The sequence below is a fragment of the Streptomyces sp. A2-16 genome (assembly GCF_018128905.1).
Classification (GTDB): Bacteria; Actinomycetota; Actinomycetes; order Streptomycetales; family Streptomycetaceae; genus Streptomyces.
In genome coordinates this window covers 8,587,496-8,614,310 of sequence record NZ_CP063808.1, presented here as the reverse complement: position 1 = coordinate 8,614,310, position 26,815 = coordinate 8,587,496, and the positions used below count along the sequence as shown (strand labels likewise).

General features: G+C 72.3%; 25 protein-coding genes and 1 tRNA gene. 12 read left to right on the top strand and 14 right to left on the bottom strand.

Features of this window, described 5'->3' with window-relative positions:
* Nucleotides 1-65 precede the first annotated feature (65 nt).
* Complete coding sequence (locus tag IOD14_RS38610) at nucleotides 66-560, top strand: DUF3830 family protein (RefSeq protein ID WP_174269145.1); 495 nt, start codon at nucleotides 66-68, stop codon at nucleotides 558-560.
* Here the strand turns inward: IOD14_RS38610 and IOD14_RS38605 are convergent.
* Together IOD14_RS38605 and IOD14_RS38600 are read right to left on the bottom strand one after the other, a co-directional pair.
* Nucleotides 557-1,981, bottom strand: coding sequence for an amidase (locus IOD14_RS38605; RefSeq protein WP_212672744.1), 1,425 nt, complete (start codon nucleotides 1,979-1,981; stop codon nucleotides 557-559). The genes IOD14_RS38610 and IOD14_RS38605 overlap by 4 nt on opposite strands.
* A 20-nt stretch (nucleotides 1,982-2,001) precedes the next feature.
* Nucleotides 2,002-2,961 (bottom strand): D-2-hydroxyacid dehydrogenase, encoded by a 960-nt coding sequence (locus tag IOD14_RS38600; protein WP_212672743.1) that lies wholly within the window; start codon nucleotides 2,959-2,961, stop codon nucleotides 2,002-2,004.
* 275 nt (nucleotides 2,962-3,236) lie between these two features.
* Between IOD14_RS38600 and IOD14_RS38595 the strand changes: the two genes are divergently transcribed.
* Together IOD14_RS38595 and IOD14_RS38590 are read left to right on the top strand one after the other, a co-directional pair.
* Nucleotides 3,237-4,103: an aspartate/glutamate racemase family protein gene (locus tag IOD14_RS38595; protein WP_212672742.1), complete on the top strand. Its 867-nt coding sequence runs from the start codon at nucleotides 3,237-3,239 to the stop codon at nucleotides 4,101-4,103.
* Nucleotides 4,100-4,831 carry an aspartate/glutamate racemase family protein gene (locus IOD14_RS38590; RefSeq protein WP_123989521.1) on the top strand — a complete coding sequence of 244 codons (732 nt, stop codon included), beginning with the start codon at nucleotides 4,100-4,102 and terminating at the stop codon, nucleotides 4,829-4,831. Before IOD14_RS38595 ends, IOD14_RS38590 begins: the two co-directional genes overlap by 4 nt.
* 77 nt (nucleotides 4,832-4,908) lie before the next feature.
* Here the strand turns inward: IOD14_RS38590 and IOD14_RS38585 are convergent, their stop codons facing one another.
* Nucleotides 4,909-5,736, bottom strand: coding sequence for a hypothetical protein (locus tag IOD14_RS38585; RefSeq protein WP_212672741.1), 828 nt, complete (start codon nucleotides 5,734-5,736; stop codon nucleotides 4,909-4,911).
* Between the two features lie 11 nt (nucleotides 5,737-5,747).
* A complete protein-coding gene (locus tag IOD14_RS38580) occupies nucleotides 5,748-6,008 on the bottom strand; it encodes a hypothetical protein (protein WP_212672740.1) in 261 nt (86 codons plus the stop codon).
* 176 nt (nucleotides 6,009-6,184) lie between these two features.
* Here IOD14_RS38580 and IOD14_RS38575 point away from each other — a divergent pair, with 176 nt between their 5' ends.
* Entirely contained in the window at nucleotides 6,185-7,315 is a 1,131-nt protein-coding gene (locus tag IOD14_RS38575) for an LLM class flavin-dependent oxidoreductase (protein WP_212672739.1), read from the top strand.
* Here the strand turns inward: IOD14_RS38575 and IOD14_RS38570 are convergent.
* Entirely contained in the window at nucleotides 7,312-9,117 is a 1,806-nt protein-coding gene (locus tag IOD14_RS38570) for an EAL domain-containing protein (protein WP_123989518.1), read from the bottom strand. The two genes, IOD14_RS38575 and IOD14_RS38570, sit on opposite strands and share 4 nt — an antisense overlap.
* Before the next feature lie 284 nt (nucleotides 9,118-9,401).
* Here IOD14_RS38570 and IOD14_RS38565 point away from each other — a divergent pair, with 284 nt between their 5' ends.
* Nucleotides 9,402-10,685: a M6 family metalloprotease domain-containing protein gene (locus IOD14_RS38565; RefSeq protein WP_174269144.1), complete on the top strand. Its 1,284-nt coding sequence runs from the start codon at nucleotides 9,402-9,404 to the stop codon at nucleotides 10,683-10,685.
* A 70-nt stretch (nucleotides 10,686-10,755) separates the two neighbouring features.
* On the opposite strand, the gene IOD14_RS38560 is transcribed toward IOD14_RS38565, so the two are convergent.
* The 7 genes from IOD14_RS38560 to IOD14_RS38530 form a co-directional block, all read right to left on the bottom strand.
* A tRNA-Lys gene (locus IOD14_RS38560) sits at nucleotides 10,756-10,829 on the bottom strand.
* Nucleotides 10,820-11,407: a bifunctional DNA primase/polymerase gene (locus IOD14_RS38555; RefSeq protein ID WP_123989516.1), complete on the bottom strand. Its 588-nt coding sequence runs from the start codon at nucleotides 11,405-11,407 to the stop codon at nucleotides 10,820-10,822. Before IOD14_RS38555 ends, IOD14_RS38560 begins: the two co-directional genes overlap by 10 nt.
* 210 nt (nucleotides 11,408-11,617) lie before the next feature.
* The gene (locus IOD14_RS38550) at nucleotides 11,618-11,986 is read right to left on the bottom strand and encodes a hypothetical protein (RefSeq protein WP_123989515.1); all 369 of its coding nucleotides are present in this window, start codon (nucleotides 11,984-11,986) and stop codon (nucleotides 11,618-11,620) included.
* 339 nt (nucleotides 11,987-12,325) lie between these two features.
* Entirely contained in the window at nucleotides 12,326-13,681 is a 1,356-nt protein-coding gene (locus IOD14_RS38545) for an AAA domain-containing protein (protein WP_123989514.1), read from the bottom strand.
* Entirely contained in the window at nucleotides 13,678-15,303 is a 1,626-nt protein-coding gene (locus tag IOD14_RS38540; RefSeq protein ID WP_212672738.1) for a hypothetical protein, read from the bottom strand. Before IOD14_RS38540 ends, IOD14_RS38545 begins: the two co-directional genes overlap by 4 nt.
* Entirely contained in the window at nucleotides 15,294-16,418 is a 1,125-nt protein-coding gene (locus IOD14_RS38535; RefSeq protein WP_212672737.1) for a hypothetical protein, read from the bottom strand. Before IOD14_RS38535 ends, IOD14_RS38540 begins: the two co-directional genes overlap by 10 nt.
* Complete coding sequence (locus IOD14_RS38530; protein ID WP_123989511.1) at nucleotides 16,369-17,322, bottom strand: phosphatase PAP2 family protein; 954 nt, start codon at nucleotides 17,320-17,322, stop codon at nucleotides 16,369-16,371. Before IOD14_RS38530 ends, IOD14_RS38535 begins: the two co-directional genes overlap by 50 nt.
* Before the next feature lie 209 nt (nucleotides 17,323-17,531).
* On the opposite strand from IOD14_RS38530, the gene IOD14_RS38525 reads away from it, so the two are divergent.
* On the top strand, nucleotides 17,532-18,125 hold the full coding sequence (locus tag IOD14_RS38525) for a histidine phosphatase family protein (protein ID WP_123989510.1): 594 nt from the start codon (nucleotides 17,532-17,534) through the stop codon (nucleotides 18,123-18,125).
* A 47-nt stretch (nucleotides 18,126-18,172) separates the two neighbouring features.
* Here IOD14_RS38525 and IOD14_RS38520 read toward each other — a convergent pair whose 3' ends face one another.
* A complete protein-coding gene (locus IOD14_RS38520) occupies nucleotides 18,173-19,570 on the bottom strand; it encodes a tetratricopeptide repeat protein (RefSeq protein ID WP_212672736.1) in 1,398 nt (465 codons plus the stop codon).
* Between the two features lie 266 nt (nucleotides 19,571-19,836).
* Between IOD14_RS38520 and IOD14_RS38515 the strand changes: the two genes are divergently transcribed.
* Both IOD14_RS38515 and IOD14_RS38510 read left to right on the top strand, forming a co-directional pair.
* Nucleotides 19,837-20,217 (top strand): hypothetical protein, encoded by a 381-nt coding sequence (locus IOD14_RS38515; protein WP_123989508.1) that lies wholly within the window; start codon nucleotides 19,837-19,839, stop codon nucleotides 20,215-20,217.
* A gap of 46 nt (nucleotides 20,218-20,263) precedes the next feature.
* Nucleotides 20,264-21,133 carry a fused MFS/spermidine synthase gene (locus tag IOD14_RS38510; RefSeq protein WP_212672735.1) on the top strand — a complete coding sequence of 290 codons (870 nt, stop codon included), beginning with the start codon at nucleotides 20,264-20,266 and terminating at the stop codon, nucleotides 21,131-21,133.
* Nucleotide 21,134: 1 nt separating this feature from the next.
* Here the strand turns inward: IOD14_RS38510 and IOD14_RS38505 are convergent, their stop codons facing one another.
* Nucleotides 21,135-21,641: a hypothetical protein gene (locus IOD14_RS38505; protein WP_212672734.1), complete on the bottom strand. Its 507-nt coding sequence runs from the start codon at nucleotides 21,639-21,641 to the stop codon at nucleotides 21,135-21,137.
* 98 nt (nucleotides 21,642-21,739) lie between these two features.
* On the opposite strand from IOD14_RS38505, the gene IOD14_RS38500 reads away from it, so the two are divergent.
* From IOD14_RS38500 to IOD14_RS38485, 4 genes are all read left to right on the top strand, one after another.
* A complete protein-coding gene (locus IOD14_RS38500; RefSeq protein ID WP_020123282.1) occupies nucleotides 21,740-22,444 on the top strand; it encodes a response regulator transcription factor in 705 nt (234 codons plus the stop codon).
* Nucleotides 22,441-23,850, top strand: coding sequence for a HAMP domain-containing sensor histidine kinase (locus IOD14_RS38495; protein ID WP_212672733.1), 1,410 nt, complete (start codon nucleotides 22,441-22,443; stop codon nucleotides 23,848-23,850). Before IOD14_RS38500 ends, IOD14_RS38495 begins: the two co-directional genes overlap by 4 nt.
* Nucleotides 23,851-23,924: 74 nt before the next feature.
* Nucleotides 23,925-25,307: a cellulose binding domain-containing protein gene (locus IOD14_RS38490; RefSeq protein WP_212672732.1), complete on the top strand. Its 1,383-nt coding sequence runs from the start codon at nucleotides 23,925-23,927 to the stop codon at nucleotides 25,305-25,307.
* Nucleotides 25,308-25,509: 202 nt separating this feature from the next.
* A complete protein-coding gene (locus IOD14_RS38485) occupies nucleotides 25,510-26,814 on the top strand; it encodes an extracellular solute-binding protein (protein ID WP_123989502.1) in 1,305 nt (434 codons plus the stop codon).
* Nucleotide 26,815: the final 1 nt, after the last annotated feature.

The window sequence follows — 26,815 nt, the reverse complement described above, 5'->3', positions numbered from 1 at the left end:
TGCAGATCGATTTGAGCCCCGTTTTCCACCGAGGCCCTCTTGACCGGCGGGGGACCATGGAGTGCATGGCTGACCGCTACATCGAAGTCTCGCTGGTCAAGCGGGGAATCACCGCCACGGCAAAGCTCCTGGACGATCGGGCGCCGATCACCTGTGCGGCCGTATGGGATGCCCTCCCGCTCGCCGGTGACGTCTACCACGCGAAGTACGCACGCAACGAGATCTACGCACTTTTCCCACCTTTCGCAGAATCGGAACCACCTCTGGAAAATCCGACAGTTACCCCGATTCCCGGAGATCTCTGTTATTTCTCCTTCGCGGGCGCCGAACTCGGCACCAAGTCCTACGGCTACGACCGCGAGGTCCGCGCCGGCACGACCGTCGTCGACCTGGCCCTGTTCTACGAACGCAACAACCTGCTCCTGAACGGCGACGTCGGCTGGGTGCCGGGCATCGTGTGGGGTCAGGTGGTCGAGGGCCTGGACGCCCTGGCCGAGGGCTGCAACGACCTGTGGCGCGCCGGCGCCCTCGGCGAGAGCCTGCGTTTCAGCCGGGCCTAGCGCTCACTCGCGGGCGCCGGGGCGGGCGGACGGATGCCCGCCGCGCCCGCCTCGTACAGGGCGTGGGACGCCCGCAGCACCAGGTCGTCCCGGTGCCGGGCCGCCACGATCTGCAGTCCCACCGGCAGCCCGTCGCCGTCGGTCCCCACCGGGACGGACGCGGCGGGCTGCTGGGTCATGTTGAAGGGGTACGTGAACGGGGTCCAGCCCGTCCAGCGGCGGTGCCCCGACCCCTTCGGGACCTCGATGCCCGCCTCGAACGCGGTGATCGGCAGGGTCGGGGTGACGAGGAGGTCGTAGGAGTCGTGGAACCGGCCCATCCGGCGGCCGAGTTCCATCCGTACGTCCACCGCGGCGAGGTAGTCGAGCGCGCTCCTCCGCGCGCCCAGGGCGCAGATCTCCCGGAGCCCCGGGTCCAGCAGCTCCCTCTGGTGCGGCCCGAGATGCTGGGTCACCCGGGCCGCCCCGCTGAACCACAGGGTGTGGAAGGCGTCCACCGGGTCGGCGAAGTCGGGGTCGGTCTCGGTGACGTACGCGCCGAGTTCGGCCAGGCGCTGCACGGCTCGCCGTACCGCCGCGGCCACCGCCGGCTGCACGGCCACCTGGCCGCCGAGGGACGGCGAGTACGCGACCCGCAGCCCGCGGACCCCGCCCGCCAGGGCCGCCGTGTACGGGCCGGACGCCGGGCCCAGCGCCGACCAGTCACGGGAGTCCGGCACCCCGATCACGTCGAGCAGCAGCGCCGCGTCGGCCGCGTCGCGGGTCATCGGGCCCACGTGGGCGAGGGTGCCGAAGGCGCTTGCGGGGTAGAGCGGCACCCGGCCGTACGTCGGCTTCAGGGCGAAGATCCCGCAGAACGCGGCCGGGATGCGGACACTGCCGCCGCCGTCCGTGCCGAGCGCGAGCGGGCCCGCACCGAGCGCCACGGCCGCCGCGGCACCCCCGCTGGAGCCGCCCGCGGTGCGCGTCGGGTCGTACGGATTGCGGGTCACGCCCGACAGCGGTGAGTCCGTGACGCCCTTCCAGCCGAACTCGGGGGTCGTCGTCTTGCCGAGGAACACCGCGCCGCTCTCCCGCAGCCGGGCCACCGAGGGGGCGTCCTCGTCCCAACTCCCGTTCTCCGCGATCGTCCTGGAGCCCTTCAGTGTCGGCTCGCCGCGCGTCAGCAGGATGTCCTTCACTGTGACGGGGACGCCGTCCACCGCGCCGGACGGCTCCCCGCGCCGCCAGCGGTCGGCCGAGGCGCGGGCCTGCGCGAGGGCTTTGTCGCCGGTCAGCCGTACGAACGCGTTCACCTCCGGCTGGATCCGCTCGGCCCGTTCCAGGGCCGCCCGGGTCGCGTCCACGGGGCTGAACTCGCCCTTGCGGTAGCCCTCGACGAGTTGTACGGCGGTCAGTTCGGTGAGGTTGAGGTCCCGCATGTGCCCCTCCGCTTCGACGTTCAGTGCCCTGGTACGTACCCGCGCTTCTTGTCGACCACGTTCGTGAGTGATCTGCCCGCCTCCCAGCGGTCGTACATCTCCACGAACTGCGCTGCGAGTTCGTCGCGCCAGCCGATCGTGTCGCCGCTCATGTGCGGGGACACGATCAGTCCCGGGACGTGCCACAACGGGCTCTCGGAGGGCAGGGGTTCGGTGTCGAAGACGTCGAGGGCGGCTCCGGCGATCCACCGCTTGGTGAGCGCCTCCACCAGGGCTTCCTCGACGACCAGTTGGCCCCGGCCGATGTTGATGAACCGCGCGGAGGGCTGCATCATCCCGAACCGGCGGGCGTCGAACATGCCCTGGGTCTCCGGGGTGAGCGGGGCGGCCGCGATCACCCAGTCCGCTCGGGCCATCAGCCGGTCGAGGTCGTCGGGGCCGTGGATCCCGGTGCGGGAGCGGCGGCCGACCAGGGCGGTGGTGATGCCGAGCGCCTTGAGGGTGGCGACGATCGCCCGGCCGATGGGCCCGGAACCGACCACGCACGCGCGCGTGCCCGCGACCCGCTGGGACTCCCGGTGCCGCCACACGCCCTCGCGCTGCAGCTCCAGGGTCCGGGGCAGGTCCTTGGCCATCGTCAGGACCAGTGCGGCGACGTACTCGGCGATCGGCTGGTCGAAGACACCGCGCGCGTTGGTCACCCTGGTGTCCGAGGCCGCGAGTTCGGGGCACATCAGATGGTCCACGCCCGCGCTCGCCGTGTGCACCCAGCGCGGCCGCGGGCCCTCGCCCGGCCAGGCGTCGCGCACCGCGGTCGAGGTGAAGTCCCAGACCAGCAGCACGTCGGCGGACGGCAGCCGCTCGGCGAGCGTGTGCGCGTCCGCGTGCACGATCCGGGCCCGGCCGGTCAGCCGGCCGAGGCGGGGCAAGGGGTCGGCGTCGAGGACGAGGAGGGTGGGGACAGGCGCGGGGGCGGACATCGGGGCACCGTTTCTACGGAGATCTGCGCGGTTCCACGGAGACCTGCGCGGGCGTCTTCAGCGTATTCCTGCGAGGGCGGGCGACCTTTTTCGGCCGGTTTCCGCGGCGCGGCCGAGCGTCTGACGTGGGCGGGGACACCGGCTGCAACTCCGGCGTGACGTGAGCGTGACAGGGGCGGATTGACCACGCTCGCACCCGAACCTACCTTCGTCAACACGGGCGTTGCGCACGTTCCGCTGTCCCCCCGTCTCTCAGCGTGAGGCCGGTCCCTGCCATGGACGTTTCCTTTCTGGGTGGTCCGCGCCCGCAGCGCGGTGTCGGTGTCGTCGCCCCCTTCGACTTCGCGCTGGATCGCGAGCTGTGGCGCTGGGTCCCCGACGAGATCTCGCTCCATCTGACCCGCACCCCGTACGTCCCCGTCGAGGTCAGCCTCGACCTGGCACGGCTGGTCAGCGAGCACGAGACCCTGCACGATGCCGTGCGCACGCTCAACGCCATCGCCCCCGAGGTCGTCGCCTACGCCTGCACCTCCGGCAGCTTCGTCGGCGGGGTCGCCGGGGAACGCGCCATGTGCGCGGCCATGACCACCGCGGGCGCGGTGCCCTCCCTGACCACGTCCGGCGCCCTCCTGGACGCCCTCGCCGAGCTCGGCGTCCGCCGGGTGGCGCTGGTGACGCCGTACACGGTGTCGGTGACCAGGTCGCTTGAGGAGTACGTCGCCGAGGCGGGCGTCACCGTCACCGGGTGCGCCTACATGGGCCTGACGCGGCACATCTGGAAAGTGCCCTACCGGCAGGTCTCCGAGATGGCCCACAAGGCCGTACGGGCCGACGCCGAGGCGCTGTTCATCAGCTGCACCAACCTGCCGACCTACGACGTCATCCCGCAACTGGAGGCGGAACTGCGCATACCGGTGATCTCGGCCAACCAGGTGACCATGTGGGCGGCGCTGCGCCGACTGGGTACCCGAGCCGTGGGACCGTACCAGGCGCTGATCGATCCGGCGGCGAGGACCGGTCCCGTGCGCCCGGAGCTACCGGGCCTGAGCCCGGGGATTCCGGGCCTGAGCCCGGAGATACCGGGTCTGCCGGAAGTCCGGGGCCTGCCGGACGAAGAACAGCAGCAGGAAGGCTGGACATGACCGCACTCGGATTCCTCTACCCGGGCCACTCCGCCGAGGACGAGTACCCACGCATCGAACAGCTCCTGGGCAGCGACATCCGCCTGGACGTCGTCCACACCGACATCGGCACGGACGCCCACCGGGTGGACGCGCTCCTGGAGATGGGCTCCGCCGAACGGCTCGCCGCGGGCGTCGAGGAACTGCGCATGTCGGGCGCCGAGTCCGTCGTCTGGGCCTGCACCAGCGGCAGTTTCGTCCTCGGCTGGGAGGGCGCCCACGAGCAGGTGCGCGCCCTGGCCCGCACGGCCGGCATGCCCGCCTCCTCCACGTCCTTCGCCTTCGTGCACGCGGCCAAGGAGATCAGGGCCGGGCGGGTGGCGGTCGCGGCGACCTACCCGGACGACGTGGCGGACCTGTTCGCCCAGTTCCTGCGGGCGGGCGGGGTCGAGGTCCTCCAGGTCCGCGGCGCCGGGATCATCACCGCGGCCGAGGTCGGCACCTGGGGCGAGGAGGAGGTCTTCGCGCTGGCCCGGGAGGCCGACTCGCCGGACGCCGAGGCGGTGCTCCTCCCGGACACTGCGCTGCACACGGCCGGGCACATCCCGGCCCTGGAGAAGGAGCTCGGCAAGCCGGTCCTCACCGCGAACCAGGTCACCGTCTGGGAGGCCCTCAGGCTGACGGACCGCCGGGTGAACGCGCCGGCCATGGGGGCACTGTTCACGAGGGAGCCCCTCGTCCAGGTGTGAGGCGCGCCTGCTCGGTCAGGTACTCACCGCCGAGGGCCTCGGTCGGGTACTCACCGCCGAGGGCCTCGGGCGGGTACTCACCGCCGAGGGCTCCGGGCTGTTTCGCGGGCGTCCCGGGCTGTTTCGCCGGTGGCCCGGGGTACCTCGGCCGGTCCGGCAGCTCCGGCGGCTTCGGCAGCTCCGGCGGCTGCCGTGGCTTCGGCGGCTTCGGCAGCTCCGGCGGCTGCCGTGGCTTCGGCGGCTTCGGCAGCTCCGGCGGCTCCCGTGGCTCCGGCGGCTTCGGCAGCTCCGGCGGCTCCCGTGGCTCCGGCGGCTTCGGCAGCTCCCGTGGCTCCCGTGGCTTCGGCAGCTCCGGCGGCTTCGGCCGCTCCCGCGGCTCCGGCGGCTCCGGCGGCTCCGGCGGTGAGTTCCGCGTGCATGGCGCGCAGCCGCCGGTACTGGCGGTTCCCGTACAGGACGAGCCAGCCGAGGAAGACCCCGGTGAACAGAGCGATGCCGAGGGTCCGCGGCAGGTTCGCGGTCAGGGCCGTCGCGACCACGACCGCGCAGGACAGGACGGCGAGGCCGATCTGGGCCGCGACCCGGTGGCGGCCGCGGTGCAGACGGTTCTCGACCAGGTCGCGCATGGCCCGCCGCTCCTCGGGAGCCGTGGGGACCTCGCCCCGGCGCAGCTTCCGGTCCAGGGTCACGAGACCGTCCACCGAGCCTCCGGCGGCCCGCTTCTCCCTGCGCCGCACGGCGAGCAGGACCCCGATGCCGCCTATCGAGGAGAACGCCACGTACAGCAGGGTCGAGGCGGCCGAGCGCCGCGGGGACAGCAGCAGTGCCACGACGCACGCGACCAGGAGCGACAGGACGACCTGGACCCAGAGGTGCTTGCCGAGAAAGGAGTTGACGCGTTCCACGGCGGCCCCCGTCACATCCGGTCGCGGCGGCGGACGGCGCGCAACCGCATCGTCAGGCCGACGGCCAGCAGCACCAGGGACACCGCGCAGTAGGCCCACGAGCCGGTGCCGCGCACGGCGTCCACGACGGCCAGGACCGCCCACAGGGCGGCGACGACACTCAGCGCGGTCCACGCGATGTCGGCGATGCGGATGGACAACTGGGCGCGCTGTCTGGTGCCGGGCTCGAGCGGTCCGAGGTCCGACGGCCGCGAAGTGTTCTCCCGTGTCATGGGCGATCCCTCCGGTCTGTGAGGTTGTGGCGCCCTGGGTACCCGCGGGATCGTGCGGCAAGCGGTCAAGTGCCGTACGGGATACGGAAGTCGGCGTTCCAGAGCCGGGCCGCGGCGGCACCCGGGAATAACCGGGGACACTCTCCTGTTGTTGCCCGGAAGACAGCGCACGGCTCATGAGCAGGAGGCACCCCACCGTGGCGGAAGACGAGATCCGAGGTACCGCACAGGGCACCGCCCCCGTACCTCTCTCGGTACTGGACCTGGTCACCGTCGGCGCCGGACGCACGGCCACCGACGCCCTGCGCACCAGTGTCGCCATCGCGGGACTCGCGGAGGCGCGCGGCTTCCACCGCTACTGGGTCGCCGAGCACCACTCCATGCCGGGCGTGGCCTCCTCCTCGCCGGCGGTGATCCTCGCCCACCTCGCCGCCCGCACCACCCGCATCCGGCTCGGCTCGGGCGGTGTCATGCTCCCGAACCACGCCCCGCTGGTGATCGCGGAGCAGTTCGGCACCCTGGAGGCGATGGCCCCCGGACGCATCGACCTGGGCCTCGGCCGGGCCCCGGGCACCGACGGCGCCACCGCCGCCGCCCTGCGCCGCAGCGACCACCTGCGCGAGGGCGCCGACGACTTCCCCGAGCAGCTCATGGAGCTCACCCGCTTCCTGGACGACGACTTCCCCGACGGCCACCCCTACCGCCGTATCCACGCGGTGCCCGGCCCGATCCAGTCGACCTCTCCCGGCGGCGTCCAGTCCCCGCACCGCCCGCCGATCTGGCTGCTCGGCTCCTCGGGCTTCAGCGCCCGACTGGCCGGTTCGCTCGGGCTGCCCTTCGCCTTCGCGCACCACTTCTCGGCGCAGAACACCATCCCGGCCCTGGACCTGTACCGCGAGTCCTTCCGACCCTCCGCCGTCCTCGACGAGCCGTACGCCCTCATCGGCGTCTCCGTCCTCGCCACCGACGAGGAGAAGGAGGCCCGCCGCCAGGTCCGCGCCGCCGCGCTCAGCATGATCCGGCTGCGCACAGGGCGCCCCGGCCTGGTTCCCACGCCCGAGGAGGCGGAGGCCCACGAGTTCAGCCCCATGGAGGAGGAGTTCGCGAACTCCTGGAACGCCAACGTCATCCACGGCACCGCCGACGAGGTCCGCTCCGGCCTGGACGACCTCCACAAGCGCACCGGCACCGACGAGCTGATGCTCACGGGCAACGCGCACAGCGGTGACGTACGCCTGCGCTCGTACGAACTGGTCGCGGACACCTACGGACTGCCCACGGCGCCCGCCGCCCCCACGGCCTCCTAGGTCTTCACGCCCATCAGCCCGGAGATACGATCCGGCGACACCGGCCGCGAGTACAGCCAGCCCTGGCCGGTGTCGCAGCCGATGCGGCGCAGCCGGCTGGCCTGGGCCGAGGTCTCGACGCACTCCGCGGTGACGGTGAGGCCGAGGCGGTGGGCCAGCTGGATCATCGCCTCCACGACGACCTCGTCGGCCGGGTTCGGCGGGACGCCCTCGCCCTCGTACTGGAAGCCCCGTACGAAGGAGCCGTCCAGCTTCAGCACCGACACCGGCAGGCGGCTGAGGTAGGCGAGGTTCGAGTAGCCCGTGCCGAAGTCGTCGATCGCGATGCCGACGCCCATGTCGCTCAGCGCCTGGAGGGCCTGGAGCGGCCGGCCCGCCGAGCCCATCACGGCCGACTCGGTGAGTTCGAGCTGGAGGAGGTGGGGGGCGAGGCCCGTCTCGGCGAGGGTCTTGGCCACGTCCGCGACCAGGTCTGAGTCCCAGACCTGGCGGACCGCCACATTGACGCTGACGAAGATCGGCGGCTCGCCCGGGTGGTCCAGCTGCCACTGCCGGGCCTGGCGGCAGGCGGTGGCGAGGATCCAGCGGCCGAGCGGGACGATCGAGCCGTCCTCCTCGGCCAGTGCGATGAACCGATTCGGCGTCAGCATCCCGAACTGCGGGTGGTTCCAGCGCACCAGCGCCTCGACCCCGCGCAGCCGGCCGTCCTCCATGCCGACGAGCGGCTGGTACTCCAGCTGGAACTCGCCGCGTTCGATGGCCGGACGCAGGGTGGAGGCGAGGGCCTGGCGGGTCATGCGGTGGGCGTTGCGCTCGGGGTCGAACAGCGTCCAGCGGTCCCGGCCGTCGGCCTTGGCCCAGTAGAGCGTGGTGTCGGCGGCCTGCATCAGACCCGTCGCCGAGGTGCCCTCCGCCTGCCGTTCCACGACCCCGATCGACGCGGACACCGACATGCGGTGACCGGAGACGTCGAAGGGCGCCTGGATCGCCTTCAGCAGGGACTCCGCGAGGTCGGCGAGCTGTTCCGTACCGGTGGAGTCCTCGACGAGCAGTGCGAACTCGTCGCCGCCCAGTCTCGCCACCAGGGGAGTGGTCGCCCGGCCGTGGCCCGCCTCGTCCGCGCAGCGCGTGAGGCGCTCGGCGACGGCGGCCAGCAGCCGGTCGCCGACCCGGTGGCCGAGCGTGTCGTTGACGGCCTGGAAGCCGTCGAGGTCCAGATAGCACAGCCCGATCCGGCCCGTGCCGCCCTGCTCGTACGACTCCGGCTCCAGCGCGGCCGTCAGCCGCTCGAAGAACAGCGTGCGGTTGGGCAGCCGGGTCACCGGGTCGTGCATCTGCAAGTGCCGCAGCCGCGCCTGGAGTTCGCGCCGGGCGGTGATGTCGGCGACGGACAGCAGCACTCCGGGCGTCCCGTCGGCCAGTGGGGTGACCGTGATCTGCGCCCACATGGAGTGCCCGTCGGGGTGTTTGAGCCGCCGCTTGCAGCGCAGCTTCGCCTGCCGGCCGCGCAGCACCTCGCGGTAACTGTGCCAGGTGCGCGTGTCCGAGCCCAGGTCCACCAGATCGGCGGCCAGGGCCCCGGTCAACTCCCGGGGTGCGGCGCCGAGCAGTTCGCCGAAGGCGGGGTTGGCATCGACGACGATGCCCTCGCGGTCCACCACGGCCATGGCCAGCGGCGCCGCCGCGAAGGCCGCGCGATGCGACGGGGGCTCGGTACGAGCAGCTGTCGCAATGTCACTCTCTGTTACGGCTGACCCGTCGAGGTCTGCCGCGGGCGCCGGCCCTTCGGACGTTCCGTTCACCGCTAGCTCCCGCAGTGCACTCGATCGCTGTCCGCGCAGGAAAGTGTGCCGATCATAGAGGCTGCCCTGAGGCCCTTCCAGCCATTGCCCAGTCTCGCGGACCGGCAACCCCTTCTGGCAGATCGTTTCTGCCCGCACCTGGACGGGTTCTTCGGGCCCAGGACCGCTTGTGACGTTCCGTGAGCGATTCGGGGGTGTCGGCCGGTTTGCCAGGTCACGCCAAGTCACTCGTCCGGTGCAGATAAACAGGGCGTATTACCGCAAACTCACACAGGCTGGGTGCGGTGTCCCGTGAACCGCTCCCGGAGGTCCCGTTGCCGCGCCCGTTTCCGCGCAGTTTTCCGCGCCCCCGACTGCGCAGCACCGCCGCCGTGTTCACCACCATGGCGGCCCTCGCCGCCACCTCCCTCGTCACCGGCCCCTCGGTCGCCGAACCGTTCTCCTCGGCCCCCTGCACGCTGGAACGCACCGCGGCCCACCACTCGGAGGGCCTGGACACCTGGAACACCGCCTATCCGCGCCCGGCCCGCGCCCTCGACGCGGTGATGGTGTTCCTGTCCTTCCCGGACGCCCCGCCGATGACCACCCCGGCCCAGCTGACCGCCGATCACTTCCCGGCCACCACCCGCTTCTTCGAGCGCGCCTCCTACGGCCGCTTCACCCTGCGCCCGCACCCGCTGCGGCACTGGATCCGGATGCCGCGCCCGTCGACCGCGTACGCCATACAGCGCGACTGGAGTGCCGCGGACCGGGGCGCCTATCTGCACGACGCGCTCGCCGCGGCCGACGGTCAGGTGGACTTCTCGCGCTACGACGTCGTCTACTTCGTCGCCGACCCGGACGCGCCCGGCGTCGACTCGGACGCCACGAAGGTCGTCAACCTGGACGTGCCGCTGCGGGCCGACGGCACGGACATCCGCCGGGTCGTCACCGTCTTCGAGAAGCACCCGCCGGACCGGCTGGTGCTGGCTCACGAGACCGGGCACGTCTTCGACCTGCCGGACCTGTACCACCGGCCGATGGACGGCAAGGGGGACTGGGACACCTATGTGGGCGACTGGGATTTGATGGGCAGCCAGTTCGGACTGGCCCCCGATCTGTTCGCCTGGCACAAGTGGAAGCTGGGCTGGCTGGAGCGGCGGCAGGTGGTGTGCGTACGGGGGCCGCGGCCGACGCGGCTGACGCTGGAGCCGGTGGCGGCCGGTCCCGGCAGTGCCGGGATCTTCGGGCTCGGACGCGGCACCAGGCTCGCGGTCGTCCGCACCGGCACCGACAGCGTGCTCGCCTTCGAGGCGCGCGGGGCGGTGGGCAACGACCAGGCGGTCTGCCGGCAGGGCGTGCTGGTCTACCGCGTCCACGGCGGCGCGGCGTCCGGCGGCGGCCCGATCCAGGTCATCGACGCCCACCCCCGCACCGAGGCCTGCTGGGAGAACTCCGTCTACCCACCCCTCGCGGACGCCCCCGTCCAGGCCGGCGAGAGCTTCACGGTGCCGGGGGAGAAGGTACGGGTGAAGGTGACGGGACGCACGACGGCGGGGGCGTGGGACGTGGAGATCGGCGTCGGGTGACCTCCCGGCCGCCCCGCAGTGCCGCCAAAGGCGAAGGCCCCTCGCGCTTGCGAGGGGCCTTCACTGTCTGTGCGCCGCCAGGGACTCGAACCCCGGACCCGCTGATTAAGAGTCAGCTGCTCTAACCAACTGAGCTAGCGGCGCCTGCTGACGTCGTAGACCTTAGCATCCTGATCGGCCGGGGGAAAAATCGAAATCCGCACCGCCGCGCGGGCCGCCCGGACGGCCGCCCAGACCAGGATCTCCGGGCCCGGCAGCCAGGGGTGGCGGGTGTCAGGGGCGACCAGCCAGCGCGAGGTCAGTCCGGACTTCGCGGCGCTCAGCGGGGCCGGGACGGTCACCGCGTCGCCGGTGCCGTGGCACAGCAGCGGAGGGATCTCGGCCGTGCGTCCGAACTCCTCCCAGCGCAGCAGGAACGGCAGCCGCTGTGCCGTGCCCGGCGCCGCGAACAGCAGCATCCGGCCCCGCAGCGTCGCCACCGGGCCCGAACCCGGCCCCTCGTCCCACAGCCGGTCGAGCATCCGGCGCCCGAAGATCGCGGGCACGCTGACCACGTCGAACGCGGTGCCGCAGGGCAGCACGACCGGGGCGGCGGGGTGCTCCTCCCAGAGCGAGAGGGTGCTGCGCGGATACGTTCCCGCCGAGGCGAGCCAGGCGGCTCCGTCGGCGGTGACACCGGAGACGTCGAAACGGTCGGAGAACGGTTCGTCGCGAGTGCTCATGTCACTTACATCTACCGGGTGTGAGTGTGCGGCTCCGCAGAGTTGCGGGAAAACGGGACAGGAGAGAGGGGAGAGGGGTATCTTGCCCACCTGGCATATGCCAGGGATGGTTTACGGCGGCCAGGCGGCCAGGCGGCCAGGCGGCCAGGCGGCCAGGCGGCCAGGCGGCCAGGCGGTTACGGCGGCTACGGCCATGGCTGTGCCGACGGCTCACACCGGGTCGGCGTGCCCCGCTCCGCCCTCCGCGCCGCGCAGCAGATCCCGGCCGAACTCGACCATCTTCTTCGCGTAGTCCTCGGTCCACTCGGCCCGCTCGGCGATGTCCGCCGTCGTGAGCCGGTCGAAGCGGCGGGGGTCGGCCAACTGGGCCGCCGCCATCGCCTGGAACTCCACGGCACGGTCCGCCGCCGCGCGGAAGGCGTGCGCCAGCTCGGTGGAACGGGCCAGCAGTGCACGCGGGTCGTCGATCGACTCCAGGTCGAAGAAGTGCTCCGGGTCGTCGGCCACCTGGGTGGGCTCGAACAGCAGGGGCGCGGGGCGTAGCCGCGGTTCGTTCCGACGCGGCGTGGGCTCCGCCATGTCTTCATCCTCCTCGTACGTCGTCCGTACCGACGGCCCGTAGATGCATGGGCCACCGTCCATTGTCCCGCGCCCATGCAAGAGGGCCGGACGCCTCCGGCGACACCAAGCCCCACGACCCACGCGGTGTTCCCGCAAGCGGCCTCGACTCAGGGCCGCCACACCGCCCAGTGCCCCGCCGGCCGCGGGCAATCGCCGCTCAGGGCCGCCACCTCACCCGGTGCTCAGCCAGCCGTGCCAGTACCGCATGGTTCGCCTCCCAGCCGTCCGGGCTGTGTCCATCGGCCGCCTCCGGCGGCGGGCCGGACTCCGTCGGGCGGGTGGGGTGGGAGTCGCCGCTCAGGGCCGCCACCCCACCCGGTGCTCCGCCAGCCGTGCCAGTACCGCATGGTTCGCCTCCCAGCCGTCCGGGAACTTCACCAGGGTTCCCAGCTGGACCGGTTCCGTGGACGGGTAGTCGTCCAGCAGATCGCTCACGCCCGCGCGGCACACCACGATGCACGCGTGGCGGTGGCGGGAGGCCAGGACGCACAGGCGGCCCGTCTCGAGGTGGAAGGCGGTGGCGTCGGGGCGGCCGGAGAGCGGGTGGAGGACGACCGTGACGTCGTACTCGCGGCCCTGGAGACGGTTCGCCGTGTCGACGGTGACGTCCATGACGCCGAGGTCGGTCAGCGCCGCGCGGACCGCCGCCGCCTGGTCCCGGTGCGCGGTGCCGACGGCGATGCGCTCGGCGGTCAGAGGCGTCGGGTCCGGCGCCCGCTCCGACGTGGCCGCCCCGCCCCGGTCCAGGAGCCGCCGTACGACCGCCGCCACCGCCCGCACCGCCTCGGGGTCCGTGCGCGGGGTGTGCCGCGCGGGCAGCTCCAGCAGGCCCCAGCCCGACTCCGCCGCCGCGTCGATCACCCGGTCGGGGCCCGAGCCGTCGGAGGGGACCGCGAAGGCGAGCCGGCGGTCCTCGTGGCCGGTGCCGCTGCGGAAGGGCGTGTAGGGATAGAAGGCGTCCGAGACCAGGGGCGCCGCCGAGGCCGGAAGCCGCCAGGAGACCGGGAGGCGGTGCTGCGGCAGCTCGGGGTTGTGCGCCAGCAGGGTCGTCACGGCCGAGGCCGACGGGTCGTACGACAGCCCCGCCCACTGCTCGCTGCCCACGATCGCGAACGGGTCCAGCTGTCCCGGGTCGCCCACGAACAGCGCCCGCTCGAACAGCCCCGCCACCGCCAGCAGCGAGTCCGAACGCATCTGGTACGCCTCGTCCACGATCGCGTGCGCCCACGGCTCGTCGGTCTTCACATGCCCCCACTTGGCGGCCGTGGAGATCACGACGGGCAACCCGGTCAGATCACCCGCCTTCGCCGACTTCCGTACGTTCGCCAGCGCGTCCAGCGCCTTGTCGTACGGGTCGGCGTCACTGCTGTGCAGCCGCCCGACCGGCAGCTCGGGGTTCTTCTCGGCGAGCCTGAGCACGAGGTCGTCGACCTGGGCGTTGGTCTGCGCCACCACCATCAACGGGCGCCCCGCGTCGGCCAGTTCCAGCGCCGCGCGGACCACGAGGGTGGACTTGCCGGCACCGGGCGGGGAGTCGACGACGACACCGCGGGCGGTGCCGTGCAGCGTGTCGTCCAGGATCGCGTCGGTGGCCCGCGCGGCCTCGGCACCGGGGTCGAAGGCCCGGTGGTCCCGGGGGGCCTGGGTGGTCACAGCACGTCCTCCGGCGTCACGGGGTCGGCGGTCTCCTGCACGGCCTCACCGGGCGGCCCGCCGTGCGTCCACGGCGTGTCCTCCGGGTCGGGCAGCTTCGCGCCGCCCCGCTGCTCGTGCTCGAACAGCGTGAAGCACACCCGGTCGCCCTTCTCGGGTACGGACCCGGTCTCCGGCTCCTTGCCGCGGCCCATCTTGTCGAGGATCTTGAGGACGACGAGCACGCTGCCGTCGGCGGAGCCGTCGGGAAAGTCCTCGGCGGAGTCCTCGTACCCCACGAACTCCGCCGACTGCGGCTTGCCGCCCAGCGAGCGGTACACCTTGGCCCGCTCGCCCAGATGCGGCCGGTCGTCGGTCCGCACGGTCACCAGCGGGCGCGGGCTCGGCCGCTTGCCCTCGCTGTACGTCATCACGACGTCCGTGACCTCCCCGGCGAACGCCTCCCCGGCCAGCCGTCGCCCCGCCATCACCAGCGGGTCGTCGAGCGCCTCCTGCGCCTCCAGGCGCGCTTGTTCGCGCTCGCGCGAGGCGAGTTTGTTGGCGGCGGTGACCGCGTCGTCGCGACGCGGCTGCGGGGGCTCGCCCGCCACGACCCGGTCGCGGTGGCTCGTGAACGACCAGCGGTCGCGCGTCCACCGCTCCTCGACATGCGCCCCCTCGGGCAGCGCCCGCAGCAGGTCCAGGCCCCGCCACACCGCGTCCCAGGTCGGGCGCGTGCGGCTCAGGACGAGGGCGCGGATCTCCTGCTCGGCGGCGGTGAGCGCGCCCAGCCGGTCGTCGGCCTCCAGACCGTCCTCGGCGGCGGCCAGGGCGGTCCGCGCGCGGTTGTAGCGCTCGAAGGCGGGAGCGAGCAGCTTGTTGTCGAACGCCGGGTCGGTGGCCGGGCCGGCCGGCGGGTGCAGCAGCTGGCCCTGTGCGTCGCGGGCCAGCTCGGCCTCCAGCGCGGCCTCGGCGCCGGAACGGCCCTCGGGCGGGTCGATCCACGCCAGCAGCGCGCCCAGGTGCTGGTCCTCCAGGGTGGACTGCCCGGTGCACCAGTGCCGGGCCAGCAGGTCAGTCATCGCCGGCAGCAGCGAGGAGCCCGGCACCCTGGCCCGCTCCCCGAAGTGGGTCAGCCACCGGCCCAGCAACGGCACCCGGGGCGGGGCCGGATACGGGGTCTCCGGGTCCTGCTCCGCCGTGCGCCGAAAACGCATGGAGCGCCCGAGCAGTCGTACGAAATCGACGCCCGCGCGGCTCGGCAGGATCAGCTGCGGGGCGTCCGCGCACAGTTCGACCTCGACCTTGACCCGCTTGCCGGTCTCCGGATCGGTCTCGTTGCGCTCGGCGGCCTCCACCGACTCGGCGTAGGCGTCGAGGTACGGCAGCACGATGTCCGCCAGCTCGGCCAGGAACGCGAACCTGAGGTCGCGGTCGCGCGGCTGCGGTACGACCAGGAGGTGCGGGGCGTCCCGGTCGGTGCCGACGAGCGCGCCCAGTGGGGCACCGGCCTCGCCCGCGGTGGTGAGCGGGACCAGGACGAGGGGGTGGTCGGAGAGATGCCGGTGCCGGACGGTCGCGGCGGGCTGGGCGCGGCCGGTGCTCACGGCTTCCAGCCGGGCCAGGGTGGCGATCAGCGACATGCCGTCACCCCCAGGGCCTCCGCCCGCAGCTGTGCCGCTCTGCGCAGCGCCGCCACCGCCGGGTCGTCCGGATCGCAGGCCTCGCCGCGGGCCGCCGCCAGCACGTCTTCCACCGTCGTCAGACCGCCCAGCTCCGCGCGCACCGAGCGGCCCAGGGAGGTCACCGCGCCGTCCGCGCGGGAGCGGTCCCGGCAGTGGAAGGCCAGTTCGCACGCGGACAGGCACTCGGGGGCGTAGGTCGCCGGGACCGACTCGACCGCCGCGGTCAGTTCGGCGACGGGCAGGTCGGGGGCGAAGCAGGTGCCCTCGGGGAGGGTGTCGGCGATGTCCTGGACGCGGGTGAGGCGGACCAGCTGGCGGGCGGTGACCGCGCGCTGCTTGCGGATGTCGACGGCCGAGGCGGTGGGCAGGTTGGAGAAGTCCTTGGGGCACACCAGCAGGACCCGGTGGCGGACCTTCGGGGCCGGGTCCAGACGGGCGGCGACCTCCTCCAGGGCGAGGACGTACACCGCGGCCTGGCGGGCGGCGGCGCCGACCTTCGACGGGTCCGCCGAACCGTCCAGCATCGGGAAGGACTTGATCTCCACGACCGTCCAGCTGCCGTCGGGGTGCACGACCACCGCGTCCGGCTCCAGGAACGCGGGGGAGCCGGCGACGTCGAGAGCGAGCATGGGGTGGTCGAGCAGCGTCCAGGTGCCCGAGGCCTCGGTGGCCTCGCGCAGGGCCAGTGCCGTACGCGCGGTACGGCCCTCGGGGCCGATCGCGGTGAGATCGGGGACCTGCGCGCGGGCGGGGGGCTCGGCGCCGCGGTCCAGCCGCTCGTGCACCAGCCGCAGCAGCTCCGCGCCGCCGTCCGCCTTGACCTTCGCCTCGAAGGCGTTGCCCCGCGTCAGGGCGAACTGCGACTGGCCGAAGGCGGACGGCGCGCCCAGCGCGCTCGCCAGCGCCGTCTTGTTCACCCCGGCGCCGTCGAGGATCGCGCGCCGCTTGCAGCCGGGGTTGGCGGCGAGGGCCGCGAGGGCGCGCGCGTCCAGTGCCTTGGCCGCTGTCCCGGGCCCGCGCAGCTCAGCGAGCCGCTGCCGGAGCGCCGTCCCCCGCGTCCGTGGGAGCGGCACTGGGCTCGACTCCGCTTCCGAAGCGTGACTCGCGCTGCCGTGGAATGTGCTCACCCGCGGAAGTCTGGCATCCGCCACTGACAATTGAGGGCTCTGTGTCCCGAGAGGCGACCGAGACGGGGGCTATCCGGGCGCGGATGCCCGCCGCGGCCCGCTCCGCGACCCGGCTGACGTACGGCGCGAGCAGGAACCCGAGCCCCATCACGGCCGCGCCCGCGACCGCGTCGAGGAAGTAGTGGTTCGCGGTGCCCATGACCACGATCGTGGTGATCAGCGGATAGGCGACGGCCGCCGCCTTCGTCGTACGCGTCCTGCCGTAGCGCCACAGGATCACACCGCACCACAGCGCCCAGCCGACGTGCAGGCTCGGCATGGCCGCGTACTGGTTGGTCATGCCGCCCATGCCCCGCGGTGCGCTCGCCTCGCCGCCCCACCAGCCGTACGAGCTGTACTGGGCCATCGTGTCGACGAAGCCGTGGCTCGCCGAGAGGAGGCGGGGCGGGCAGGTGGGCAGCAGGGTGAAGCCGATCAGGCCCATGAACGTGGACGTCATCAGCCAGGTGCGGGCCGCGCGGTAGTGCACGGCGTGGGAGCGGAAGAGCCAGATGAGGACGGCCGGTGTGACCAGGTAGTGCAGCGAGGCGTACCAGAAGTCCGCCGGCACGCCGATCCAGGTCTCGCTGGTGAACAGCCGGTTCAGCGGGTGCTCGGCGTTGATGCGGAGGACCTTCTCGATCTTCAGGATCGTCAGGCCGTGGTCCACGGCGCCCGTGACATCGCCCCTGGCCAGGAGCCGTCCGGCGCTGTAGCAGGCGTACACCAGCAGGATCAGGGGCAGCTCGGTCCACCAGCGCAGCCGTTTGTCCGGGACTGCCTCGGTGCCTGGTGTCTCGGTCTGCGGCATCCGATCCTGTCCCCCTTCGTTTCGCGCGGCGTCCGGCGGTCGTTGTCCGGTCGTGCCACTTTACGGCGTATGTGCGGGCCCCTGTGGAGTGCCCCCACGCAGCGCCTCCGGTCCTCGAAGACGCAGAGATCGCCCCTCGGGTTGCCCTCCCACAGGGTGCGCGATGATGGAGGGGTTCCGCCTCCGTTTTCCCCCGGAAAGGTTTCTTCATGGCACCGCGCATCCTGCTGGCCCGGCATGGACAGACGGAGTGGTCGCTGTCCGGCAAGCACACCGGCAGGACCGACGTGCCGCTCCTGGAGGAGGGTCGCCAGGGTGCCAAGCTGCTCGGGGAGCGGCTGCACCGGGCGCCGTACGACGGGCTCGCCGGGGTCGAGATACGCACCAGCCCCCTGGCACGCGCGCGTGAGACCTGCGAACTCGCCGGGTTCGGAGAGCGGGCGGCCACCTGGGACACGCTCATGGAGTGGGACTACGGCGCGTACGAGGGCATGACCCCGGACGAGATCCAGGCGGTGCGGCCGGGCTGGCTGATCTGGCGGGACGGCGTCCCCGAGGGGGAGTCCCTGGGGGAGATCACCTCTCGCGCGGACGAGGTCGTCGCGTGGGCGCGCTCCTCGGACCGGGATGTGCTGGTGTTCGCACACGGGCACATCCTGCGGTCCATCGGGGCGCGGTGGCTGGGGCTGCCGATCGATTTCGCCGCGCGGGTGCGGCTCAATCCGACGTCCCTTTCGGTGCTGGGCTGGGCTTATGGCGAGCCGGCGATCGAGAGCTGGAACGACCTGGGCCATCTGGGCTAGGTGCTCCGCTGCGGCTGAGTGGGGGCCGGCAGCCGAACAGAACTCCCTCACGCAGTCCTCGGCGTCGACGCATGGCGTTCCAGGAACGCCGACACCCCCGACGCCCTGCGGTGCGGCAGCAGCACTCTTGCCGTGCCCGCCAGCATCGTCTGGATGCGGGAGGACTGGACCTCGCCCAGCAGCTCCAGAACCCGCAGCCCGGCCGCGGCCGCCTCGTCGGGCCGGCCGCCGCGCGCGAGGTCGTCGGCCAGTTCGGCGGTGTAGAGCGCGATGTTGCGGGTGAAGTGCGGGTCCTGGAGATCCGCCGCCCGGCGCGCGTGCCTGGCGGCCCGGCGCCAGTCGCCCAGCGTGGACCAGCACTGCGCCTCCAGCCCCTCCAGCTCTGCCTCGCCGTAGAAGCTCATCCACTCGGGGTCGGCGTCCGAGAGGCCTCGCTCGAAGAAGGCCTGGGCGCGGGCGAGAGCCTGCTCGCATCCCGTGCGGTCGGCGAGCCCCGCCCAGCCGCCCGCCTCGCGCAGCGCGAGCAGCGACATCAGCCGGGGCGAGCCCAGGGGGCGGGCGACCCGCTGCGCGGCCTGCGCGGCCCGTACCGCCTCGCGCGGCCGTCCGGCATCGCGCGCGAGGAAGGCCGTGTTGCAGAACGCGTGCGCCTCCAGGGCGTCGTCGCCGGTCACCCGGGCCGTCGCGAGCGCCTCCGCGTAGTGCGAGCGGGCGTCGTCGAAGCGTCCGGAGTCGTGCGCGAGCCAGCCCACCGAGATGGCGAGTTCGCCCGCGCCCGAGTGCAGCCGGTCGGCGGTCGTCTGCCGGGTCGCGCCCGCGTCAAGGAGCGCGTAGGCGGCGCGCAGTGGAGCCGCCGCGCGCCGGTACAGGCCGTCCGCGCCGTGCCGGTCGTCCAGCAGCCGGATCCTGCGCACGGCCTCTTCCAGGGCACCCGCCTCGCCCGTCCCGGCGCGGCGGACCGGCCGTCCGGCGGCCGTGGCGTCGGCGGCGAGCCCGAGGGGGCCCAGTGAGGCGGCGGCCACGGTGGCGCCCCCGCCGGTCATGAATGCGCGACGCAGCACGTCGCTCTCCTCGTAGTTGTCGTACGTGTCGTCCGTGTCCTGCGTGTCATACGGCTCGTGCGTCCCCGGCGTCTCATCCGCGCCGCGCGCCCGGCGGCCGCGTACGGCGGAGCGGGGCGCGAAGCCCAGGTCGGTGAGCGTGCGGCCGGGGAACATGTGCAGGAACACCCGTTCGTACGCGTAGTTGGGGCAGCGGATCTCGCCCGCCTCGACGCGGCCCACATAGCGTGCGTCGCAGCTGACCCGCTCACCGATCTCGCGCGCGGCCCGTCGCACCGCCGCGGCGAACTCGGCCGGCGAGCGCTGTCCGCGCAGGCGCCGGAACGCGAGGTTCGGCCGCGGTGGTGTGGGGGACTGGGACGAGGTCACCATTGACGACGCCATGGCCGGGTCCTCTCGTGCGAACCGTCGAACCATGCCGGAGGCGGGGCGAGTTGACTGGTTTGTCAGTGTGACGCCCTGTTTCCGGCGGGCAAGAACGTACCTGCTGTGTCCGGGTCGCCATGCGGGGTTTGGCTACAAACCGGATATCTCATACGGGATCTGCCATGAACTGCCATCCTTTGCGGCGGTCTTCCGCCGTAGCCGTTGACGCGGGCGCGCGTTGAACTCCATGGAGTCGGACGAGGGTTCCTCGGGTGGAGGCCGCGATGGAGATCAGCCGGAGCGTCGATCCTTGTACGCCGGTGTCGTGTGACGTGGTCACCGTGCCGACGCGACACGGCCTGGAGGCCGTCGACATCCTGCGGCGGGGGGTGAGCGAGGGGGTCGGCCCGGTGCTGCACGACGACGGTGGCCAGACGCTGGGCTTCCTGGTGCCGCCGGGGACGGCGGCGGGCTGGGACGTGCCGGGGAGCACGTGCACGGAGACGGACGGACGGGGTGTGCGGCTGGCTCCGGAACCTCCGGTGGAGGGGGCGGACTGGCTGCTGCCCCCGGGCGACGCGGACCTCGCGACGGACCCGGCGGTGCTGCGGGCGGCCCTGGACGAGGCGGCACGGCTGATCGAGGCCGCGGACAACTGCCGGTGACGGCACTGGCCGGGCCGACCCCGTCACGGCGCCCGATAATGGGCCCATGGGCAAGTCCAGAAGTCCCCGGCGCGGCGGCACCGCCGCCGAACCCGTCGTGGAAGCGGTCGACGGCGGCCTCGCCGAGCTCATCCCCGACCGCGAGCGCCCCCACGCCTGGACCCTGCTCATCGACGGTGCCCCCCAGTCCCACGTGGACCTTGACGACCCGCGGCACCTCTCCTTCGAGTACCAGCGCCGCCTCGGCCACGTCATCGACCTCGCCGCACCCCCCAACAAACCCCTGCACGCCGTGCACCTCGGCGGGGGCGCGCTCACCCTCGCCCGGTACCTCGCCGCCACCCGCCCCCGCTCCACCCAGCAGGTGATCGAGCGGGACGCGGCCCTCGTCCGACTGGTCCGGCAGAAACTGCCGTTGGAGCCGACCGCCCGGATACGTGTGCGGTCCGTCGACGCCCGCGAGGGACTCGCCAAGATCGCCGACGGATGGGCGGACCTCGTGATCGCCGATGTGTTCAGCGGGGCCAGGACCCCCGCGCACCTGACCTCCACCGAATTCCTGGACGAGGTCCGAAGGACCCTCGGGCCGGGCGGTCTCTACGCCGCCAACCTCGCCGACGGACCGCCGCTCGCCCATCTCCGCGGCCAGATCGCCACCGCCGCCGCCCGCTTCCCCGAACTCGCCCTCGTCGCCGACCCGACGGTCCTGCGCGGCAAACGCTTCGGCAACGCCGTCCTGGTCGCCTCCGACACCCCCCTGCCGATCGCGGAACTGACCCGCCGCGCCGCCTCCGACCCGCACCCCGGCCGCCTCGAACACGGCAGGGCGCTCCTCGACTTCACGGGCGGGGCCGTACCCGTGACGGACGCCGATGCCGTGGCCTCCCCGGCGCCGCCCCCCTCGGTCTTCCGCTAGGTCAGTAGGTGCCGATCTCCACCCGTGGCGGCCCGTCGTGCCAGGTGCAGAACACCGACACCCGGTCCGCGCCCGAGCTGAACTCCACCCGGATCCACGACTCCGTCTTCCACACCTGCATCGACCACCCCGTGCCCGGCGTCGCGGACACCAGGCTCGCCGACGTCTCACCGAGGTCGAAGACCGCGCGGCCGCCGTCCGTGTCGTAGCTCCTGACCTGTCCCGAGGCGGTCGGCGAAGGGCTCTTCGATGGGGTGGGGCGCGCCGACGAGGCACTCGGCGTGGGCGAGGGGCTCCGCGACGGGGCCGCCCGCTTCGAGGGCGTCGGCGTGGGCGAGGCCAGCGGTTTCGACTCCTGTGTCGTCGCCCGGCCCGCCGTGATGGGCAGGGCGCGGGGCGGATCGTAGGCCGTGCCCGCCATGACCGTGTGCACACCCCACCACGACAGCGTGACCGCCGCGCCCGTGGCGAGCGTCCAAGCCAGTACGTGTACGAGTCCTCTGCGCATCGCCCGCCATACTGCCCCACGCGCCTCACGGGCCGCACGGGGACTGAGTTATCCACAGGCCCCGACCGCGCTCGTCCGAATCGCGTACGGTGCGGCGCATGGCAAGTGTGCTCGTGGTCGAGGACGACCAGTTCGTTCGCTCGGCGCTCATCCGGCACCTGACCGACGCGGCACACACCGTGCGCAGCGTCGGCACGGCGCTGGAGGCGCTGCGCGAGGTCGCCCATTTCCGTTTCGACGTGGTCATCCTGGACCTCGGACTGCCGGACCTGGACGGCTCCGAGGCCCTGAAGATGCTGCGCGGGATCACCGACGTCCCGGTCATCATCGCCACCGCGCGGGACGACGAGACGGAGATCGTCCGCCTGCTGAACGCCGGGGCGGACGACTACCTCACCAAGCCCTTCTCGGTCGAACACCTCTCCGCCCGGATGGCCGCCGTCCTACGACGGTCCCGGGCCGCCGGCGGTGACGCCCCGCCCGAGACCGTGCTGCGGGTCGGCGGCCTGAGCGTCGACCCGCTGCGCCGCCAGGCAGAACTGGACGGCGTCCGACTCGACCTCACCCGGCGCGAGTTCGACCTGCTCGCCTTCCTGGCCGCCCGCCCCGGGGTGGTTGTACCCCGCAAGGAACTCCTCGCGGAGGTCTGGCAGCAGTCCTACGGCGACGACCAGACCATCGACGTCCATCTCTCCTGGCTCCGGCGCAAGTTGGGCGAGACGGCCGCACAGCCCCGCTATCTGCACACCCTGCGGGGCGTCGGCGTGAAGCTGGAACCACCGGGCGGGGGGCTGCCGCTGTGAGATGGGCTCTGGTCAAGGTCTGCCTGGCGGTCACCACCATGGTCGTGGTCGCCTTCGCGATCCCGCTCGGCCTCGTCATCAAGGAGATGGCCCGGGACCGCGCGTTCTCCAACGCCGAGCGGGAGGCGGCCGCCGTCGCCCCCGCCCTGTCCATCACCACCGACCGCGACCAGCTGGAGCGGGTCGTCGCCTCCGCGGGCTCGGACTCCGGGATGGCCGTCCACATACCGGCCGCCGGTGACCGCGGGAGCGAGCAGAAGGCCGTGGACATCGGACGGCGGCGGGCCGCCGCCGACGACATCGCCACCGTGCGCAGGCTGGGCCGGGCCTCCACCACCGAGGTGCCCGGCGGCTCCACCCTGCTCCAGCCGGTCGCGCTCAGCTCCGGCGAGATAGCCGTCGTCGAGGTGTACGTCCCCGAGTCCGAGGTGAGCAACGGCGTCGCGACGGCCTGGGCGGTGCTCGCGGGCGTCGGCATCGCGCTTGTCGTCGGCTCGGTCGCGGTCGCCGACCGGCTCGGCGTCCGGATGGTGCAGCCCGCGCAGAAGCTCGTCGAGGGCGCCCATGAACTGGGGGAGGGGAAGCTGGGCGCGAGGGTGCCGGAGGAGGGGCCGACCGAACTGCGGCTGGCGGCCGTCGCGTTCAACTCCATGGCCGACCAGGTCGTCCAACTGCTCGCGAACGAACGGGAGCTGGCCGCCGACCTGTCCCACCGGCTGCGCACCCCGCTGACCGTGCTGCGGCTCAACGCGGCCTCGCTCGGGGACGGTCCCGCCGCCGAGCAGACCCGGGCCGCGGTCGCGCAGTTGGAGCGCGAGGTCGACACCATCATCCGTACCGCCCGGGAGGCCAAGCCGCAGACCGCGGCCGCCGGGCCCGGCGCCGGGTGCGACGCGGCCGAAGTCGTCCGGGAGCGGATGGGGTTCTGGTCGGCGCTCGCCGAGGACGAGGGCCGCAAGTGGCGGGTGGCCGGCACCGAGCGGCCGGTGCGCATACCCGTGGCCCGGGCGGACCTCGCGGCCGCCCTCGACGCCCTGCTCGGCAACGTCTTCCGGCACACCCCGGAGGGCACCGCCTTCGCGGTCGACGTGCACAACGGCGAGGACGCCGTGATCGTGCTCGTCTCCGACGCGGGCCCCGGCATCCGCGACCCCGAGGCCGCCATGGCGCGCGGGCGGGGGTCCGGCAGCACCGGGTCGACCGGGCTCGGGCTCGACATCGTGAGACGGCTCGCCGAGGCGACCGGCGGGGACGTACGGATCGGCTCGTCGGTGCTGGGCGGCACCGAGGTGCGGATCTGGATCCAGCTGGACGGACGGGAACCGGTGCGCCGTGGACACCGGGTGCGCCGACGCCGGACGGGCAGACTGGTCTCGACCTTTAACCGGCCCCGATCCCTTCCTTAAGCGCGCCCTAAGATCCTCAACGCCCGCCCTGATCAGGTCATTTGCCCGATTCCGGATCGCTAGCGTGCCGCGTCATGAGCATGCATCGGCGCACAGTGAACGGCAGGAACAAGGTGATCGGCGGGGTGGTCGCCGCCGCCGTGGTGGGGACCGGCGCGGTCCTGTTGAGCGGCACCGCCCAGGCGGCCGGGATCGGCGCCGCGTACACGAGGACGAGCGGCTGGTCGACGGGGTACACCGCGCAGTACGTCGTGACCAACAATGACACCAGCGCGGACAAGGACTGGAAGCTGGAGTTCGACCTGCCGTCGGGCACCCGCCTCGGCTCCCTGTGGAACGCCGAGTCGGCGGTCAGCGGGCAGCACGTCACCGTGACCTCCGCGAAGTGGGACACGGACGGGCTGGCCGCCGGCGAGTCGGTCACCGTCGGCTTCGTGGTCGACGGCACGGGCGATCCCACCGGCTGTCGCGTCGACGGCGCCCACTGCTCCGCCGACGCCGGCGAGACACCCGAGCCGACGTCCACCCCCACTCCCACGCCCACGCCGACCTCCACGCCCGCGGGGAGCGCCGGCTTCGCCCCGTACGTCGACACCTCCCTCCACCCCGCCTTCGACCTCCTCTCAAGCGCGGCGGCCACCGGTGTGAAGGACTACAACCTCGCCTTCGTCACCGACGGCGGCGGCTGCACCCCCAAGTGGGGCGGGGTCACCGACCTGGCGAGCGACGCCGTGGCCGCGCAGATCGGCGCACTGCGGGCGAAGGGCGGTGACGTCCGGGTCTCCTTCGGCGGTGCCTCCGGCTCGGAGCTGGCCACGACCTGCTCCTCGGCGGACGCGCTGGCGGCGGCGTACGGCAAGGTCGTGGACGCGTACGGCCTCACCAAGGTCGACTTCGACGTGGAGGGCGGGGCGCTGCCGAACACGGCCGCGAACACCCGGCGGGCGCAGGCGATCGCGAAGCTCCAGGCGGCGCACCCCGCACTGGACGTCTCCTACACCCTCCCGGTCATGCCCGAGGGTCTCACCCAGGACGGTGTGGACCTGCTCGCGAACGCCAAGGCGAACGGCGTCGGCATCGACACCGTCAACATCATGGCCATGGACTACGGGCCGTCGTACAGCGGAGACATGGGGACCTACGCCGAGCAGGCCGCCACCGCCACCCAGGCTCAGGTCAAGGGCGTTCTGGGGCTGCCCGACAGCGCGGCCTGGAGCGCGGTCGCCGTGACGCCCATGATCGGGGTCAACGACGTGGCCTCGGAGATCTTCACGGTCGACGACGCCTCCCAGCTCGTGACCTTCGCCAAGGCGAAGGGACTGGGCGGTCTGTCGATGTGGTCCGCCACCCGGGACAAGCAGTGCCCCGGCGGTGCGAAGCCCTCCGCCGACGCGACCTGCAGCTCGATCGCCCAGGAAGCGTTCGCCTTCTCGAGGGCCTTCGCCGCCTACAACTGAACTCCCTCCCCGTGAGGCTCCTGTGTCACCGGCAGGCAGGGATGTCGGTCACGTTTCGACAAATCGGGTCGATAGCTATTGACGCATGACCTGACATACCGCTGTCATTGCGCCACCGTGTTCGGTCAAGTTGATTTCTGGTTGATTACGACCGGTCTTCAAATCCCTCCGTGACTGAACCCCTGCCCTTCAGGAGCCGTCGATGCGTGACCTCTCGTCTTCCCTTCCCTCGCCCAGCCGTCGTGGTCTGCTCAAGGGGGTGGGCGGTGCCGCCCTCCTCGGAGCAGGTATCCCGTTGCTGTCCGCCTGTGGCAGCAGCGGCAGCTCCAGCGACCCGAAGACCGTGAGCCTCGGGTCGAACGCGTCGGACGCGGTGCCGAAGAAGGCGTTCGCCGAGATCTACGCGGCCTTCAAGAAGCAGTCCGGGATCACGGTCGACGTGAACACCAAGGACCACAACACGTTCCAGGAGCAGATCAACTCGTATCTGCAGGGCACGCCGGACGACGTGTTCAACTGGTTCGCCGGGTACCGGATGCAGTTCTTCGCCGCGAAGAACCTCGCCTCCCCGATCGACGACGTGTGGGGGAAGATAGGCGACAACTTCCCGGACGCGATGAAGAAGCTGTCCAAGGGCGCCGACGGCAAGTACTACTTCGTGCCGCTGTACACGTACCCGTGGGCGATCTTCTACCGCAAGAGCGTCTTCCAGCAGCACGGCTACCAGGTTCCGACCACGTGGGACCAACTGGTCGCCCTGTCCAAGCAGATGAAGAAGGACGGCCTGGTCCCGATCGCGTTCGGCGACAAGGACGCCTGGCCGGCGATGGGCACCTTCGACCAGATCAACTTCCGCCTCAACGGCTACGACTTCCACGTCGAGCTGATGGCGGGCAAGGCCGCGTGGACCGACGCCAAGGTCAAGGCCGTCTTCGACCACTGGGCCGAGCTGCTGCCCTACCACCAGGACGGCTTCATGGGCCGCACCTGGCAGGACGCGGCGCAGACCCTGGTGTCCAAGAAGGCCGGCATGTACCTGCTGGGCTCGTTCGTGGCGCAGCAGTTCAGCAACAAGGCGGACCTGGACGACCTGGACTTCTTCGCCTTCCCGGAGATCAACCCCGCGTACGGCCAGGACACCGTGGAGGCGCCCACCGACGGCTTCATGGTCTCCAAGGCGCCGAAGAACAAGGCCGGTGTCACCAAGCTGCTCGAGTACCTGGGCACCCCGGAGGCCGAGCAGATCTACCTCAAGGCCGACTCCAGCGTGGTGGCCGCCTCCAGCAAGGCCGACACCTCCTCCTACACGCCGCTGCAGAAGAAGGCATACGAGATGATCTCGGGCGCCAAGAGCCTGACGCAGTTCATGGACCGCGACTCGCGCCCCGACTTCACCTCGACGGTGATGCAGCCCTCGCTGCAGAAGTTCCTCCAGAACCCCAAGGGCGTCGACAGCCTGCTGTCCTCGATCGAACGCCAGAAGAAGACGATCTTCGCGTCCTCCTGAG

Bases quoted from the DNA above. Each gene is read 5' to 3' on its own strand.
- IOD14_RS38515 (WP_123989508.1), top strand. From the start codon at position 19,837: ATGGAGATCAGCCGGAGCGTCGATCCTTGTACGCCGGTGTCGTGTGAC.
- IOD14_RS38605 (WP_212672744.1), bottom strand. From the start codon at position 1,981: ATGCGGGACCTCAACCTCACCGAACTGACCGCCGTACAACTCGTCGAG.
- IOD14_RS38610 (WP_174269145.1), top strand. From the start codon at position 66: ATGGCTGACCGCTACATCGAAGTCTCGCTGGTCAAGCGGGGAATCACC.
- IOD14_RS38500 (WP_020123282.1), top strand. From the start codon at position 21,740: ATGGCAAGTGTGCTCGTGGTCGAGGACGACCAGTTCGTTCGCTCGGCG.
- IOD14_RS38575 (WP_212672739.1), top strand. From the start codon at position 6,185: ATGAGCAGGAGGCACCCCACCGTGGCGGAAGACGAGATCCGAGGTACC.
- IOD14_RS38485 (WP_123989502.1), top strand. From the start codon at position 25,510: ATGCGTGACCTCTCGTCTTCCCTTCCCTCGCCCAGCCGTCGTGGTCTG.
- IOD14_RS38520 (WP_212672736.1), bottom strand. From the start codon at position 19,570: ATGGCGTCGTCAATGGTGACCTCGTCCCAGTCCCCCACACCACCGCGG.
- IOD14_RS38490 (WP_212672732.1), top strand. From the start codon at position 23,925: ATGAGCATGCATCGGCGCACAGTGAACGGCAGGAACAAGGTGATCGGC.
- IOD14_RS38510 (WP_212672735.1), top strand. From the start codon at position 20,264: ATGGGCAAGTCCAGAAGTCCCCGGCGCGGCGGCACCGCCGCCGAACCC.
- IOD14_RS38580 (WP_212672740.1), bottom strand. From the start codon at position 6,008: ATGACACGGGAGAACACTTCGCGGCCGTCGGACCTCGGACCGCTCGAG.
- IOD14_RS38540 (WP_212672738.1), bottom strand. From the start codon at position 15,303: ATGTCGCTGATCGCCACCCTGGCCCGGCTGGAAGCCGTGAGCACCGGC.
- IOD14_RS38595 (WP_212672742.1), top strand. From the start codon at position 3,237: ATGGACGTTTCCTTTCTGGGTGGTCCGCGCCCGCAGCGCGGTGTCGGT.
- IOD14_RS38505 (WP_212672734.1), bottom strand. From the start codon at position 21,641: ATGCGCAGAGGACTCGTACACGTACTGGCTTGGACGCTCGCCACGGGC.
- IOD14_RS38600 (WP_212672743.1), bottom strand. From the start codon at position 2,961: ATGTCCGCCCCCGCGCCTGTCCCCACCCTCCTCGTCCTCGACGCCGAC.
- IOD14_RS38530 (WP_123989511.1), bottom strand. From the start codon at position 17,322: ATGCCGCAGACCGAGACACCAGGCACCGAGGCAGTCCCGGACAAACGG.
- IOD14_RS38525 (WP_123989510.1), top strand. From the start codon at position 17,532: ATGGCACCGCGCATCCTGCTGGCCCGGCATGGACAGACGGAGTGGTCG.
- IOD14_RS38555 (WP_123989516.1), bottom strand. From the start codon at position 11,407: ATGAGCACTCGCGACGAACCGTTCTCCGACCGTTTCGACGTCTCCGGT.
- IOD14_RS38550 (WP_123989515.1), bottom strand. From the start codon at position 11,986: ATGGCGGAGCCCACGCCGCGTCGGAACGAACCGCGGCTACGCCCCGCG.
- IOD14_RS38590 (WP_123989521.1), top strand. From the start codon at position 4,100: ATGACCGCACTCGGATTCCTCTACCCGGGCCACTCCGCCGAGGACGAG.